Genomic DNA, 16110 nt, shown 5'->3' on the forward strand with positions numbered 1-16110 from the left:
AGGTGGTCGGCGTTGGATGACGACAATTTAATCTCACGGTCAACAGTAGTGATGTCAGCCCCTCGCTCCGGCTCGCCTGGAAAAAAGATATATCCGAAGTAGGTCTTTGATCAGTAGCAAGCGGATTGCCGCGAAAAGTCGTCAAACCATTCCGACTAATGCCTCAACCACTCTTAAGCATTCGTACCTGTTCTATTCCGCTTTTCGCAAGCTTCGGCGGACTATTCATACATCACACCAACCTCGAGTGTTTTAGAGTGAAACGCCATGCAGTCCCAATGAACTTCTGCGTTGAGGTATGAATATGCAAAGGAATGCAAACACTTGTTATCCGTTACTGCTGGTCCACGGCGTTTTCGGTTTCGAAAGAATCGGCAAGTTCGAGCTCTTTCACGACATCAGGCAGGCGCTGAGGAACGCCGGAGCAAGGGTGTTCGTTCCCCATTTGTCGGCCGCCCATGACAACGAGGTACGCGGTGACCAATTACTCACGCAGATCGAGCGGGTACTGGAAGGAACCGGTGCAAGCAAAGTCAACCTCATAGGCCATGGCCAGGGCGCACTGACTGCACGTTATGCCGCAGCGATTGCGCCAAACAGGGTCGCGTCGGTGACTTCAGTCAGCGGGCCGAACCATGGCTCGGAACTGGCCGATTTCCTGCGCAAGGCTTTGACGCCGGGCTGCCTTCCGGAACATGTGGCCGAGACGGTGGTGACCGTCTTCGCCGACTTCCTCGCGACATTAAGCGACAATCAGTACCAACCGCGGAGTGCCATTGCGGCCCTCAATGCGCTGACCACCGAAGGCGTAAGCGCATTCAACGACAAGTACCCGCAAGGCCTGCCGACCACTTGGGGTGGCAAGGGGCGCGAACGGGTCAACGGTGTTCGTTACTACTCGTGGAGCGGCGTGCTGCAGTCGAATGTTCTCGAAGAAGGACTCTATGCGCTCGATCCGCTCCATGCCCTGTGTCGGGCCCTTTCCGTTTATTTCGTCACGGAAGGCGAGCAGAACGACGGTTTGGTCGGTCGCTTCAGTTCCCATCTGGGCACGGTCATCCGGTCCGACTATGCGCTGGATCATCTGGACACCATTGGCCAACCGACCGGCCAGTTGCGCACGGGAGTCGACCCGATTGAATTGTATGTCCAGCATGCCGGGCGACTGAAAGACGCCGGTCTTTGAGGCGTCACCCGCCGTGGATCCCGCGTGGAACGGAACTTTGAGGAGAAATAGCTCACTGAATCCGGTAGGCTCAGCACTTTATCGAGTATTGAAAGGAGTATTTTCCCATGGCTAAAGCCACTGCCCGTCACATCCTTGTTGCCTCGGAAGCCAAGTGCAACGAACTCAAGGCTCAAATCGAGGCCGGCGCCGACTTCGCCGAGGTTGCCAAGGCAAACTCCACCTGCCCTTCCAGCCGCCAGGGCGGTGACCTGGGTTCGTTCGGTCCGGGCCAGATGGTCAAGGAATTCGACACCGTGGTCTTCAGCGCGCCGATCAACGTGGTCCAGGGCCCGGTCAAGACCCAGTTCGGTTACCACCTGCTGGAAGTGACCAGCCGTCAGGACTGATCGACGCTTGAGCTATTCACACAACGGCCCGCCTTTTGGTGGGCCGTTGTGTTTCCGACACGTAATTCGGCTGGCGAGGGACGCGCCGCTAGCGTACAAATTGTGGTTAACGACCACCCGGCTCTAAGGCTGAAAATGCGACTGGCTTTCACTACCTTGTTGTTCACGACCGTGGCCCTGTTGTCGGGTGCCGCGGGTGTGAATGCAGCACCGCAACCGGCAATGACCGTGTACGGCGAACCGGCAAAATACCCTGCCGGCTTCAGTCATTTCGCCTACACCAACCCGCAGGCCCCCAAGGGCGGCACGATGCGGCGCTCGGCAATCGAAATCGGTCAGTTCGACCATGTCTTGCCTTACATCGACAAAGGCATCGGCGTCACACAGATCGACGGCTTGCTCTATTCACCGCTGGCCCAGCGCTCGCTGGACGAGCCGTACACCGTGTACGGCCTGGTGGCAGAGAAAATGGAGCGCTCCGGGGACGGCCTGTCGCTACGCTTTTACCTCAACCCCAAAGCGCGCTTTGCCGATGGCAAACCGATTACCGCCGAAGACGTGCGCTACACCTTCGACCTGCTGATGACCCAGGGCAGCCTGCGTTACCGCACCCAGTTCGCCGACGTCAAAGGCGTCGAAGTGGAATCGCCGCTAACCATCCGCTTTGATTTCAGGAACAGCGAAAATCGCACCCTGCCGCTGGATATCGCGACCCTGCCGGTGTTTCCCGAACACTGGTGGAAGACCCGCGACTTCGCCAGTGGCGGCGGCTATGAAGCGCCGTTGGGCAGCGGTCCCTATAAAGTCGGCAAGATCGATTCCGGGCGCAGCATCACGTTCGAGCGCAATCCCGACTGGTGGGGTAAAGACCTGCCGGTCAGCCGTGGCCTGTACAACTTCGATCATTTCAGCATCGAGTACTTCGGCGATACCGACGTGGCGCGCCAGGTCCTGCGCGGTGGCGCCTATGACTACAATCGCGAATTTTCCGCCACCAGCTATTCCATCGGCTACGACAGCCCGGCCCTGAGCGACGGTCGCCTGCAAAAGGCCCACCTCGCCACCGAAGCGCCGCAGCCGGCCCAGGGTTTTGTGTTCAATCTGCAAAAGCCCATGTTCCAGGACCGTCGCGTGCGCCAGGCCCTGGTGATGCTGTGGGACTTCGAGTGGAGCAACCGGCAGATGATGCGCGACATGTACATCCGCCAGCAGAGCTTTTTCTCCAATACTGATCTTGCTGCCCGCAAACTGCCGGACGCGGGTGAGCTGGCGATTCTCGAACCGCTGCGCGGGCAGATTCCCGACGAAGTCTTCACTAAAGTGTTCGAGGCGCCGAAGACCGATGGCAGCGGCGTGATTCGCGACAAGCAGTTGCAGGCCCTGGACTTGCTCGAACAGGCCGGCTGGAAACCCAAAGGCGATCAACTGGTCAATGCCGACGGCGAGCCTTTGAGTTTTACGTTCCTGGTCAGTCAGAACGGCATGGACCGCCTGCTGTTGCCCTATAAACGCACGTTGAAACAGATTGGCATCGACCTGAACATCCGCCGCATCGACTCGTCCCAGTACGTCAATCGCCTGATGAGCCGCGACTACGACATGATCGTCACCGGCTACCCGGTCACCACGTCTCCGGGAAACGAACTGCTCAACTATTTCAGTTCGGCGGCGGCCACCGACCCGGGATCAAACAATTACATGGTGTTGAAGAACCCGGCAGTGGACACTCTGATCACCGGGCTGATCCGCGCCAATACCCAGGCCGACATGCTGCATTACGCCCACGCCCTGGACCGGGTGCTGCAATGGAACTACTACTGGATTCCCAACTACTACCCGCCGGGAACCTCTACAGTGTGGTGGAACCGCTTCGGCATCCCGAACGTGCAAGCGAGCAATGACGAAGCCATCGAAAGCTGGTGGGAGATGAGCACCACGCCATTGACCAACCAACAGATGACCGCCGAGCGTATCAGCCGTGGCAAACCCGGAGGGCCGCACTGATGTGGGCTTACATATTACGGCGCCTGCTGCTGATCATTCCGACGCTGGTGATCATTCTTCTGGTCAACTTTGTCATCGTCCAGGCCGCGCCGGGCGGGCCGGTCGAACAGGCCATAGCGCACCTGCAAGGCATTGGCGGCGCTGCGGTCGGCGGCGGCTCCGGCGAAACCATGAGCGGCAAGTCCCGGGCCAGTCGCGGGCTCGATCCGCAGCTGATCAAGGACATTGAAAAACAGTACGGCTTCGATAAACCGGCACACGAACGCCTCTGGCTGATGCTCACCAGCTACGCGCGCCTGGACTTCGGCAAGAGTTTCTTCCGCGGCGCCACCGTCACCGACCTGATCCTCGAAAAAATGCCCGTGACCATTTCCCTCGGGCTCTGGGCGACGCTGATCACCTACCTGGTGTCGATTCCCCTGGGCATCCGCAAGGCCGTGCACCATGGCAGCCAATTCGACATCTGGAGCAGTACCGCGATCATCATCGGCTATGCCATGCCGGCGTTCCTGTTTGCGATGTTCCTGATCGTGGTCTTTGCCGGTGGCACTTCGCTGAACTGGTTTCCGGTCCGCGGGTTGGTCTCGGACAACTTCGAATCGCTGTCGACCGTTGGCAAAGTGGCCGACTACTTCTGGCATCTGGTGTTACCGGTGACCGCGCTGGTGATCGGCGGTTTCGCCACACTGACCATCCTCACCAAGAACTCGTTCCTCAATGAAATCACCCGCCAGTACGTGGTCACTGCCCGGGCCAAGGGTTTGAGTGAACGACGTGTGCTCTATGGACACGTATTCCGCAACGCCATGCTGCTGGTGGTGTCGGGCATTCCCCAGGCGTTCATCAGTGTCTTTTTTGCCGGTTCCCTGCTGATCGAAGTGATCTTCTCCCTCGACGGCCTGGGCCGCATGAGCTACGAAGCGGCGGTATCACGGGACTATCCGGTGGTGTTCGGCTCGTTGTTCATCTTCACCCTGTTCGGCCTTCTGATAAAACTGGTCGGCGACCTCTGCTACACCCTGGTCGACCCGCGTATCGACTTCGCCGCGAGGAACGGCTGATGCTCAAGCTTTCACCGCTGGCGCGTCGCCGTTTCGAGCGATTCAAGAAAAACCGTCGGGGCTGGTGGTCGCTCTGGCTGTTTGTCGGCCTGTTCCTGATGACCCTGGGCGGCGAGCTGATCGCCAATGACAAACCGTTATTGGTCAGCTATCAAGGCCAGTGGTACTTCCCGGTCTTCAAGCGCCACACCGAACAGGAGTTCGGCGGGCAACTGCCGTTTCAGGCCGACTACCGCAGCGACTATGTACAGAAGCTGATCAAGAAGGACGGTGGCTGGTTGCTGTTTCCGCCGATTCCGTTCAGTGATGACACCCCTAATTACGACCTGAACAAACCCGCCCCCAGTCCGCCCTCCAGCGTCAATTGGCTGGGCACCGACGACCAGGCACGGGACGTGCTGGCCCGGGTGATCTTCGGTGCCCGGGTGTCGATCCTGTTTGCCTTGATGCTGACGTTTGTCAGTGCCCTGATCGGCATCGCGGCCGGGGCACTGCAAGGCTATTACGGCGGCTGGGTGGATTTGCTTGGCCAGCGTCTGCTGGAGGTGTGGTCGGGGTTACCAGTGCTGTACCTGCTGATCATCCTGTCGGGCTTCGTCGAGCCGAATTTCTGGTGGCTGCTGGGAATCATGGCGCTGTTTTCATGGCTGGCCCTGGTGGACGTGGTGCGCGCGGAGTTCCTGCGCGGGCGCAACCTGGAATACGTCAAGGCCGCACGCGCACTGGGCCTGACTGACCGCAAAGTCATCGTGCGACACATTCTGCCCAACGCGATGAACGCGACCTTGAGCTACTTGCCGTTCATTCTCACCGGAGCGATTTCCACCCTGACCGCGCTGGACTTCCTCGGCTTCGGCATGCCTGCCGGCAGCGCGTCCCTGGGTGAACTGATCGGTCAGGGCAAGCAAAACCTGCAGGCGCCGTGGCTGGGCCTGACGGCGTTCTTCACCCTGGCGCTGATTCTTTCTTTACTGGTGTTCATTGGCGAAGCACTGCGCGACGCGTTTGATCCCCGGTCATGATGTGGATGTTGATATGACCAACCTGATCGAAATCCGTGACCTCAGCGTGGCCTTCAGCGGGCAGGCCGTGGTGCGCAATCTGTGCCTGGACATCCGCCCCGGCGAATGCCTGGCGCTGGTGGGCGAATCGGGGTCGGGCAAGTCAGTGACGGCCCACTCGATCCTCCAGTTGCTGCCGCAAACCGACACCGAGACAACCGGCAGCATTCGCTATCGCGGCCAGGAACTGGTGGGCGCCGATACCGGCAAGTTGCGACAACTGCGCGGCAATCGCATAGCGATGATTTTCCAGGAGCCGATGACCTCCCTCAACCCGCTGCACAGCATCGAAAAGCAGATCGGTGAAACCTTGCTGGTACACAAAGGCCTGGCGGGCAAAGCCGCGCAAGCGCGGATCCTTGAATTGCTGCACCTGGTGGGCATCCAGAAACCCGAAGAACGCCTCAAGGCCTATCCCCATCAATTGTCCGGCGGCCAGCGCCAGCGGGTGATGATCGCCATGGCCCTGGCGTGCGAACCGGAACTGCTGATTGCCGACGAGCCGACCACCGCGCTGGACGTGACGGTGCAGCGCAAGATCCTGCTGTTGCTCAAATCCCTGCAACAGCGGCTGGGCATGTCGCTGCTGCTGATCAGCCATGACCTCAATCTGGTGCGCAGCATCGCCCAGCGCGTGTGCGTGATGAAGGCCGGGGAAATCGTCGAGCAGGCGCCTTGCGAGATCCTTTTCACCGAGCCGAAGCACCCTTACAGCTGCGTATTGCTGCACGCCGAACCCGAGGGCCAGGCCTTGCCCCGGGACGCGCGCGAAAACGTGCTGGAGGTGGATAACCTGCAGGTGCGGTTTCCCGTCGGTGGAGGCCTGTTTCAGCGCAAGACCTGGCTGCGGGCCGTCGATGGCATCAGCCTGAACATTCAACGTGGCAAGACCCTGGGCATTGTCGGCGAATCCGGTTCCGGCAAGTCCACACTCGGCCAGGCGATCCTGCGTTTGCTCGACTCCGAAGGCAGCATCCGCTTTCAAGGCCAGGCGCTGGATGGCCTGACGCAAAAGCAGCTACGCCCATGGCGCAAGAAGATGCAGGTGGTGTTCCAGGACCCCTTCGGCAGCCTCAGTCCGCGCATGTCGGTAGCGCAGATCATCAGCGAGGGCCTGGAAGTGCACAGCCAGTTGAGCGCTGAAGAATGCAATGCCGAAGTGATCCGGGCACTGAGCGAAGTCGGCCTCGACCCGCAAAGCCGCCATCGCTATCCCCACGAATTCTCCGGTGGACAGCGCCAGCGCATCGCCATCGCCCGGGCGCTGGTGCTGAAGCCGGCGCTGATCCTGCTCGACGAACCGACCTCGGCGCTGGACCGCACGGTGCAGAAACAGGTGGTCGCCCTGCTCCGCCAGCTTCAGGAAAAACACGGCTTGACCTATCTGTTCATCAGCCATGACCTGGCGGTGGTGCGCGCCCTGGCCCACGACATGATCGTGGTCAAGGACGGCAAAGTGGTGGAACGCGGCGCCAGCCATGAGGTGTTTGCCTCACCGCAGCATCCGTACACCAAGGAGCTGTTGGCGGCGGCGTTGTTGGGGCAGGCATAATCTTGCCGTTAGACCGCATCGCGGCCTTCGCGAGCAAGCCCGCTCCCACAATTGATCTGTGTCGTGCACAAATCCCCTGTGGGAGCGGGCTTGCTCGCGAAGAGGCCAGCACAGGCAATACATAATCAGGATCAGCCCCCATGAACACCACCGAAAGCCTCAAGGACTACCAGCGCGTTCGCTTGCTGGCAATCCGCTCGTTGTTCGAGATCATCGAGCAATCGAGCGAGGGCACGGTGATTGTCGACCGCGATGCCAACATCGTCTGGATGAACGAGCGCTATGCCCGGCGCTTTGGCCTGCAATCGGCGCAAGTGGCGATTGGCAAACCCTGCGAAAGCGTGATCCCCGGCAGCCTGTTGCGTGAGGTGGTGCGCACCGGCCGGCCGATTTTGCTGGATATGCAAGACACCCCCAAAGAGCCGCTGGTGGTCATGCGCCTGCCGATTCACGACGATGCCGGCGTGGTGATCGGCGCCATCGGTTTCGCCCTGTTCGACGAATTGCGCAGCCTGTCGCCGATGCTCAAGCGCTACATGAGCATGCAGGAAGAACTGGCTTCCACCCGCTCGCTGCTGCGGGCGCGACAGACCAAATACAACTTCGCCCACTTCATCGGCACCAGTGCCGCCAGCCTGGAAGTCAAACGTCGCGCCCGGCGCAGTGCGAGTACCGAATCGCCGGTGCTGCTGCTCGGCGAAACCGGTACCGGCAAGGAGTTGCTGGCCCAGGCCATCCACAACGCCTCGCCCCGTGCGCACAAGGCGTTCGTGAGCATCAACAGCGCGGCGATTCCTGAATCGTTGCTGGAAGCCGAATTCTTCGGCACCGCCCCCGGCGCGTATACCGGTGCCGACCGCAAGGGCCGTGCTGGCAAACTGCAAATCGCCCAGGGCGGCACGTTGTTCCTCGATGAAATCGGCGACATGCCGCTGCCCCTGCAAAGCAAGCTGCTGCGGGTATTGCAGGAAAAGGAATTCGAGCCGGTGGGCTCCAACGAGGTGATCCAGAGCGATGTGCGGGTGATCGCCGCGACCTCCACGGACCTCGAGGCGGCCATCAAGCGTGGCGAATTCCGCGCCGACCTGTATTACCGGCTCAATGTGTTGCCGATCCAGGTTCCGCCCCTGCGCGATCGCCTCGATGACGTGCCGGCGCTCAGCGAGGCGATTCTTGAGGAGCTGCGCAGCCAGCATGAACTGCACCACGAAGCCCTGGAACTGTTGGGGCAACACGCCTGGCCGGGGAACATCCGGGAACTGCGCAATGTGCTGGAACGGGCCGCTTTGCTCAGTGATGACTTGCGCCTGACGGTGGCGGACATCCGTGCAGCGATTGGTACGTTCACCCCGGTGGAGCGCGTGGCGCCATTGGCCATCGAACCGATTGCCCACGAGACGTTCAGTGCGGCGCGGGAGCGGTTTGACCGGCAACTGATCGAAACGACCCTCGCGCAATGTGGGGGCAAGGTGATTGATGCAGCGGTGCGGTTGGGGCTGGGTCGGTCGACGTTGTACAAAAAGATGGTGGCTTTGGGAATTGCAGAGTCTCACTAAAGAGACATATATCTCCTTTTATAGAACGTCCATCGCGAGCAAGCTCGCTCCTACAGGATAGGGTGTTCCACTGACCAACTCGGTCAACTGTGGGAGCGGGCTTGCTCGCGAAGAGGCCGGCACTACCGAAAAAGGTCTCAATACAGAGACAATATTTCCTTACAGCATCAACCAGATCAAAATATATCCTTATATTTCAACAAGTTAAGCATCTGGCACAAAACTCGCTATACGCCTCTCCTGTCAAGTTTCACCCTACAAAAATAACAAACCAGGAGACACACCATGAGTGTGATCATTGCCTTGGCAGCCCTCGCGCTGCTGATGCTGGCTGCCTACCGTGGCTACAGCGTTATCCTTTTTGCCCCGATTGCCGCCCTCGGCGCTGTCCTGCTGACCGACCCGTCTGCCGTCGCCCCCGCTTTCACCGGGGTGTTCATGGAAAAAATGGTCGGTTTCATCAAGCTGTATTTCCCGGTGTTCCTGCTCGGCGCGGTGTTCGGCAAGTTGATCGAACTGTCCGGCTTCTCGCGCTCCATCGTCGCGGCCGCGATTCGCCTGCTCGGCACCCGCCAGGCGATGCTGGTGATCGTGCTGGTCTGCGCCCTGCTGACCTACGGCGGCGTATCGTTGTTTGTGGTGGTGTTCGCGGTCTATCCGTTTGCCGCTGAAATGTTCCGCCAGAGCAACATCCCCAAGCGGCTGATTCCCGCGACCATTGCCCTCGGCGCCTTCTCGTTCACCATGGACGCCCTGCCTGGCACGCCGCAGATCCAGAACATCATCCCCAGCACCTTCTTCAACACCACTGCCTGGGCTGCACCGTGGCTGGGCGTGATCGGCACGATCTTCGTGTTCTGCGCCGGCATGCTGTTTCTCCAGCGCCAGCGCAACAAGGCCCAGCGTACCGGTGAGGGCTATGGTTCGGACCTGCGCAACGAGCCGGAAACCGCCGCCGACATCAAACTGCCCAATCCTTGGATCGCCCTGTCTCCGCTGCTGGCAGTGGGCATCATGAACCTGCTGTTCACCCAGTGGATTCCCCAGTGGTACGGCAAGACCCACAGCCTCGCGCTGCCGGGCATGGCCGCGCCGGTGACCACGGACATCGCCAAGCTCACGGCGATCTGGGCGGTCCAGGCTGCGCTGTTGGTGGGCATCCTCATGGTGCTGGCGTTCGGCTACAAGGCGATCAGCCGCAAACTCGCCGAAGGCAGTAAAAGCGCGGTCAGCGGTGCGCTGCTGGCGGCCATGAACACCGCCTCGGAATATGGTTTCGGTGCCGTGATCGCGTCCCTGCCCGGCTTTCTGGTGTTGGCCGACTGGCTCAAGAGCATTCCCAATCCATTGGTCAACGAAGCGATTACCGTGACCCTGCTGGCCGGCATCACCGGGTCCGCCTCGGGTGGCATGAGCATCGCGCTGGCGGCGATGTCCGAGCAGTTCATCAGCGCCGCCCATGCGGCGAACATTCCGCTGGAAGTGCTGCACCGGGTCGCCGCGATGGCCAGCGGCGGCATGGACACCCTGCCGCACAACGGCGCGGTGATTACCCTGTTGGCCGTCACCGGGCTGACCCACCGCGAGGCTTATAAAGACATTTTCTGTATTACGCTGATCAAGACCCTGGCGGTTTTCGTGGTGATCGGCACCTTCTACGCCACTGGCATTGTGTGAGGTATTCATGACGACTCTTTCGGGCAAGACCGCACTGGTCACCGGCTCCACCAGCGGCATCGGCCTGGGGATTGCCCTCAGCCTGGCCAAGGCCGGGGCCAACCTGATCCTCAACGGCTTCGGCGATGCCTCCAGCGTGATCGCCGAGGTGCAACAGTTCGGCGGCAAGGTCGGCCATCACCCGGCCGATGTCAGCGATCCGGCGCAAATTGCCGACATGATCGCCTACGCCGATCGCGAGTTCGGCGGCGTCGACATTCTGGTCAATAATGCTGGTATTCAACACGTGGCAGCGGTGGATGAGTTTCCGGTGGAACGCTGGGATTCGATCATTGCCATCAACCTGTCGTCGGTGTTCCACAGCACCCGTTTGAGTCTGCCGGGCATGCGCGCCAAGGGTTGGGGCCGGGTGATCAACATCGCCTCGGTGCATGGTCTGGTCGGCTCGGTGGGCAAGTCAGCCTATGTCGCGGCCAAGCATGGGGTGATCGGCCTGACCAAAGTGGTCGCCCTGGAAACCGCGACCACCCAGGTCACCTGCAACGCGATCTGCCCGGGCTGGGTACTGACGCCACTGGTGCAAAAGCAGATCGACGATCGTGCCGCCAGTGGAGTCGATCTGCAGCAGGCGCAGCACGATTTGCTCGCCGAGAAGCAGCCATCGCTGGAGTTTGTGACGCCGCCGCAACTGGGTGAACTGGTGCTGTTCCTGTGCAGCGATGCCGGCAGCCAGGTGCGTGGCGCGGCGTGGAATGTGGATGGTGGGTGGCTGGCGCAGTAACTGGCCGATGGACCGCGTTATCGTTCTTCGCGAGCAAGCCCGCTCCCACAGGGGATCGCATTTCCATGTGGGAGCGGGCTTGCTCGCGAATGGATCTACAGACATAAGAAGAGGCAAACCATGTCCGACATCCTCTGGCAACCCGACGCCAAACGCATTGGCAAGACGCGCATGGAGGCTTTCCGGCGCTTCGTCAATCAGCGGTATCACCTCAAGATTGACGACTACCCTGCCCTGCACCAATGGTCCATCGAGCAACGTCCCGACTTCTGGCAGGCGATCGTCGATTTCTTCGACATTCGTTTTCATGAACAACCCGACACCGTGCTGCTCGAAGGCCCTGAGATGCCCAGCGCCCAGTGGTTTCCCGGCGCGACCCTGAACTTTGCCGAACACTTGCTGCTGCGTCGCGACGATGCGGTGGCCGTGGTCGCCATCGGGGAAAACGGTCAACGCGAACACCTGACCTGGGCCGAACTGGCAGAACAGGTTGCCGGTTTTCAGAACGGTTTGATCGCCGCCGGCGTCGGTGTGGGTGACCGGGTCGCCGCCTGCATGCCCAACACCTGGCAAACCCTGGTGGCGATGCTCGCCACCACCAGTCTTGGCGCGGTCTGGTCCTGTTCTTCACCGGACTTCGGCACTCAAGGGGTGGTTGACCGCTTCGGCCAGATCGAACCGAAAGTGCTGGTGACCTGCGCCGGTTATCGCTATGCCGGCAAGGAGATCGACCAGACCGCCAAGGTCAACGAAATCCTCGAACGCCTGCCGTCGTTGCAGCAGTTGATCATCCTGCCGTATGGGCGGCCGCATACGCGGATCGAACATTTCCGCACCCCGGCCAACGTGACGCTGTGGGACGATTTCTACGAGCCCGGCGGCGAACCGGATTTCGTCCCGGTGCCCTTCGCCCACCCGCTGTACATCCTCTACTCCAGCGGCACCACCGGCGTACCCAAATGCATCATCCACAGCACCGGCGGCGTACTCCTGCAACACGTCAAGGAACACGGCTTGCATTGTGATCTCGGCCCCGGCGAACGCCTGTTCTACTACACCACCTGCGGCTGGATGATGTGGAACTGGCTGGTGTCGGCGTTGGCGACAGGCAGCTCCGTGGTGCTGTATGACGGCTCGCCGTTCCATCCCGACCCGCAACGCTTGATCGACCTGATCGACGACGAGTCCATCAATGTCTTTGGCACCAGCCCGAAATTTCTCGCGACCCTGGAAAGCAGCGGCATCAAGCCGCGTGAAAGTCATGACCTGGGCAGCCTCAAGACCTTGCTTTGCACCGGCTCGGCGCTGTCGCCGCAGAGTTACGACTTCGTTTATCGCGACTTCAAGGCTGACGTGTGCCTGGCCTCGATGTCCGGCGGCACCGACATCGTCTCGTGCTTCGTCAACGGCAACCCTGTGTCGCCAGTGCGGCGTGGCGAAATCATGGGCAAGAGCCTGGGCATGGCCGTCGAAGTGTGGAACGACGCCGGCCAACCGGTGATCGGCGAAAAAGGCGAACTGGTGTGCACCCGCCACTTCCCGGCAATTCCCGTTGGCCTGTGGAACGATGCCGATGGCGAAAAGCTGCGCAAATCCTATTTCAGTCTGTTCCCCGGCGTCTGGGCCCAGGGTGACTACGCCGAACAACTGCCCCATGGCGGGATGATGATCCACGGCCGCTCGGATGCCGTGCTCAACCCCGGCGGCGTGCGCATCGGCACGGCGGAAATCTATCGCCAGGTGGAAAAAATCCCGCAGGTGCTCGACAGCGTGGCCATCGGTCAACAATGGCAGGATGACGTGCGGGTGGTGCTGTTCGTAAAGCTGCGCGAAGGGCTCGAACTGGACGAGGCATTGCAACAGCAGATCCGCCAGACGATTCGCGCCAACACCACGCCGCGTCATGTACCGGCGAAAATCGTCGCGGTCACCGACATTCCCCGGACCATCAGTGGCAAAGTCGTTGAGCTGGCGGTGCGTAATGTGGTGCATGGGCAGAAGGTGAAGAACACCGATGCGCTGGCCAATCCCGAAGCGCTGGAGCAGTACCGGAACAGACCCGAACTCCTGGATTGAAATATGGTTACCTGTAGGAGCGAGCTTGCTCGCGATAAACCCGAGAGCGCCGCGGGGCACCTGGCAACCAGCGTAATCGTTGACGACCATCGCGAGCGGGCTCGCTCCTACAACAACCTGTGCAAGAATGGTTGCCAGATAAAGCGACTCAGGCGCAGGACTCCTTGATGAACGCAATACCGACCGGCAGTGATGCCCAGGCCCTGATAGCCCGGCTCGACTGGGCAAACAGTCCGCTGGGCGCTGCCAGCACCTGGCCACAGAGCCTGCGAACCGCCGTGGACATCGTCATTCACTCACCGATGCCAATGCTGCTGCTTTGGGGCCCGCAACTGACGCAGATCTACAACGACGGCTTCGCCCTGCTCGCCGGAAACAAACATCCACATGCTTTCGGACAACCGGCACACCTGATCTGGCCTGAGTTGAAAGACTTTACCGACCCGATTTACCGCGCCGTCCTGCAGGGTCAGGTACGAACCTACAGCGAACAACGCTTTACCCTGCAACGTGACGGGCGGGAGTCCGACTTCTGGCTCGACCTGACCTACAGCCCGATCCGCGACGAAAGTGCCGAGGTGGCCGGGATTCTGGTCACCGCCATCGAAACCAACGAACGCCGGCGCATCGCCCTCGAGCTCGAACAGCGCTCGGCGGCCAGCCTCAAGGCCCAACGTGAAACCGAGGAGCGCCTGCAACTGGCCCTCGCCGCCACCGATGCGGTCGGTACCTGGGACTGGGACATCAGCGAGGACCGTTTCATCGCCGATGCGCATTTTGCCCAGTTGCACGGCATCGACCCGGCCATGGCCAACCAGTTGCCGATCAGTGAGTACCTGCATGGCGTACATCCGCAAGACCGTGCCCTGATCGCCCGCAGCATCAAGCATTGCATCACCCACGGCAGCGAATACGCCGAGGAATATCGCCTGCTGCAATCCGACGGCCAGATGCGCTGGGTGTTTGCCCGCGGTCGCTGTTACAAGGATCACCACGGCCGGCCGACCCGTTTCCTCGGCGCCGCCCTGGACCTGACCGAACGCAAACATACCGAACAGGCTCTGCGCCAAAGCCAAACTGAGTTGCAACTGATCATCAACGCCATGCCGATCCTGATCAGCTACGTCGACCGCGAAGAACGCTTTCGCCTGAACAATTCGGCGTACCTCGACTGGTACGGGCTGACGCCGCAAGAGCTTTACGGGCGAACCATTCTTGAAGTGCTCGGCGAAGAAGCCTATGCGCTGCGCGCCCCGTACATCACCGAGGCGCTGTCCGGCCGGCCCTGCTGTTTCAGCATCAGCACGCCACACCGCGACGGCAGCATCCGCCAGGCCTTGATGAATTACCTGCCACGCCACGGTGCGGACGGCGCGGTGAACGGCTTCTACATCTTCGTGATCGACGAAACCGAACGCAAAAAGACCGAAGAAGCCTTGCGCAACCTGAACGAAACCCTTGAGGAACGGGTTGCCGCCCGCACCCGGCAACTGGCCGAGGCCAACGAGCGTTTGCAAAACGAGATGTTCGAGCGTGAGCGCGCCGAAGACGCCTTGCGCCACGCCCAGAAAATGGAAGCGGTCGGCCAGCTGACCGGCGGCATCGCCCATGACTTCAACAACATGCTCACCGGTATCATTGGCAGCCTCGACCTGATGCAACGCTACATCGCCGACGGGCGTTTCAGCGAGATCGGCCGATTCACCGAGGCGGCCGTGTCTTCGGCCAACCGTGCCGCCGCGCTCACCCATCGCTTGCTGGCATTCTCTCGGCGTCAATCGCTCAACCGCAAGCCGCTGAATCCCAACGAGCTGATTCATTCGCTCGAAGAGCTGCTCAGTCGCACCAAGGGCGACCACATCGAACTCAAACTGCAATTGGCCGAGAACGTCTGGCGGGTCAACACCGATGTCAGCCAGCTGGAAAACGCCTTGCTCAACCTGGTGATCAACGCCCGGGACGCCATGCACGAGGGCGGTGAGTTGCAGATCGAAACGGCCAACGTGTACCTCGACGGCAGTGACCTCACGACTCTGGAACCGGTCAAGGCCGGTGACTACGTGATGATTGCCGTCAGTGACAACGGCACCGGCATGACGCCCTCGGTGCTGGCCAAGGCATTCGACCCGTTCTTCACCACCAAACCCATCGGCCAGGGCACCGGATTGGGCTTGTCGATGATTTACGGCTTCGCCCAGCAATCGGGGGGCCACGTCAGTCTGTTCAGCCTGCCCGGTCGGGGCACCAGCGTGCGCTTGTACCTGCCGCGCCTGCACTCGATCGAGCCGGAAAAGGTCCTGTCACCCGTCGTCGGCGAGGCACCGGCGGCGATTGCCGGCGAAACCGTGATGCTGGTCGAGGACGATGCGGCGGTACGCATGCTGGTACTGGACCTGCTCAAGGAGCTCGGTTATCGCGCCCATGAAGCCGAAGATGCCAGGGGCGCCCTGCCGGTACTGGAGTCAGACCTGCGGGTGGACCTGCTGGTGACCGACGTGGGATTGCCCGGCATGAACGGCCGACAACTGGCAGAAATCGCCCGCCAGCATCGCCCCGGACTGAAAGTGCTGTTCATGACCGGTTACGCGGAGATCGCCGCCGAGCGCCAGGGATTCCTGGAAGAAGGCATGGACATGGTGAGCAAACCGTTTTCCATCGACCTGCTGGCCAACAAGATTCGCACGATGATCGGTCAACCGGACTGAGTTGGGGCATAATCGCGCGCCCCCGCTGGCATCCACATAGCCACCACCGTTGCAAGGTAACC

11 protein-coding genes are annotated in these 16110 nt (G+C 60.9%); all 11 read left to right on the forward strand.

Going from position 1 to position 16110, the window contains the following annotated elements; all coding sequences use genetic code 11:
• The first annotated feature begins 304 nt into the window (after positions 1-304).
• The 11 genes from ACEN8Q_RS08820 (at position 305) to ACEN8Q_RS08870 (ending at position 16048) form a co-directional block, all read left to right on the forward strand.
• Positions 305-1186: an esterase/lipase family protein gene (locus ACEN8Q_RS08820; RefSeq protein WP_413705009.1), complete on the forward strand. Its 882-nt coding sequence runs from the start codon at positions 305-307 to the stop codon at positions 1184-1186.
• 107 nt (positions 1187-1293) lie between these two features.
• The gene (locus ACEN8Q_RS08825) at positions 1294-1575 is read left to right on the forward strand and encodes a peptidylprolyl isomerase (RefSeq protein ID WP_007984657.1); all 282 of its coding nucleotides are present in this window, start codon (positions 1294-1296) and stop codon (positions 1573-1575) included.
• A 135-nt stretch (positions 1576-1710) separates the two neighbouring features.
• Complete coding sequence (locus ACEN8Q_RS08830; protein WP_413423482.1) at positions 1711-3579, forward strand: extracellular solute-binding protein; 1869 nt, start codon at positions 1711-1713, stop codon at positions 3577-3579.
• The gene (locus tag ACEN8Q_RS08835) at positions 3579-4640 is read left to right on the forward strand and encodes a microcin C ABC transporter permease YejB (protein ID WP_413705010.1); all 1062 of its coding nucleotides are present in this window, start codon (positions 3579-3581) and stop codon (positions 4638-4640) included. Before ACEN8Q_RS08830 ends, ACEN8Q_RS08835 begins: the two co-directional genes overlap by 1 nt.
• On the forward strand, positions 4640-5662 hold the full coding sequence (locus tag ACEN8Q_RS08840; protein WP_413423486.1) for an ABC transporter permease: 1023 nt from the start codon (positions 4640-4642) through the stop codon (positions 5660-5662). The genes ACEN8Q_RS08835 and ACEN8Q_RS08840 overlap by 1 nt, the downstream gene beginning before the upstream one ends.
• Before the next feature lie 13 nt (positions 5663-5675).
• Entirely contained in the window at positions 5676-7253 is a 1578-nt protein-coding gene (locus ACEN8Q_RS08845; protein WP_413423488.1) for an ABC transporter ATP-binding protein, read from the forward strand.
• 140 nt (positions 7254-7393) lie between these two features.
• Positions 7394-8809 (forward strand): sigma-54 interaction domain-containing protein, encoded by a 1416-nt coding sequence (locus tag ACEN8Q_RS08850; RefSeq protein WP_413705011.1) that lies wholly within the window; start codon positions 7394-7396, stop codon positions 8807-8809.
• Between the two features lie 285 nt (positions 8810-9094).
• The gene (locus ACEN8Q_RS08855; RefSeq protein ID WP_413705012.1) at positions 9095-10486 is read left to right on the forward strand and encodes a GntP family permease; all 1392 of its coding nucleotides are present in this window, start codon (positions 9095-9097) and stop codon (positions 10484-10486) included.
• A gap of 7 nt (positions 10487-10493) precedes the next feature.
• Positions 10494-11267, forward strand: coding sequence for a 3-hydroxybutyrate dehydrogenase (locus ACEN8Q_RS08860; protein WP_413705013.1), 774 nt, complete (start codon positions 10494-10496; stop codon positions 11265-11267).
• A gap of 120 nt (positions 11268-11387) precedes the next feature.
• A complete protein-coding gene (locus ACEN8Q_RS08865; protein ID WP_413423496.1) occupies positions 11388-13343 on the forward strand; it encodes an acetoacetate--CoA ligase in 1956 nt (651 codons plus the stop codon).
• A gap of 167 nt (positions 13344-13510) precedes the next feature.
• Positions 13511-16048 carry a PAS domain S-box protein gene (locus tag ACEN8Q_RS08870; RefSeq protein ID WP_413423498.1) on the forward strand — a complete coding sequence of 846 codons (2538 nt, stop codon included), beginning with the start codon at positions 13511-13513 and terminating at the stop codon, positions 16046-16048.
• Positions 16049-16110 lie beyond the last annotated feature (62 nt).

The sequence above is a fragment of the Pseudomonas sp. Pseusp16 genome, from assembly GCF_047324915.1.
Taxonomy (GTDB): Bacteria; Pseudomonadota; Gammaproteobacteria; order Pseudomonadales; family Pseudomonadaceae; genus Aquipseudomonas; species Aquipseudomonas fluorescens_CD.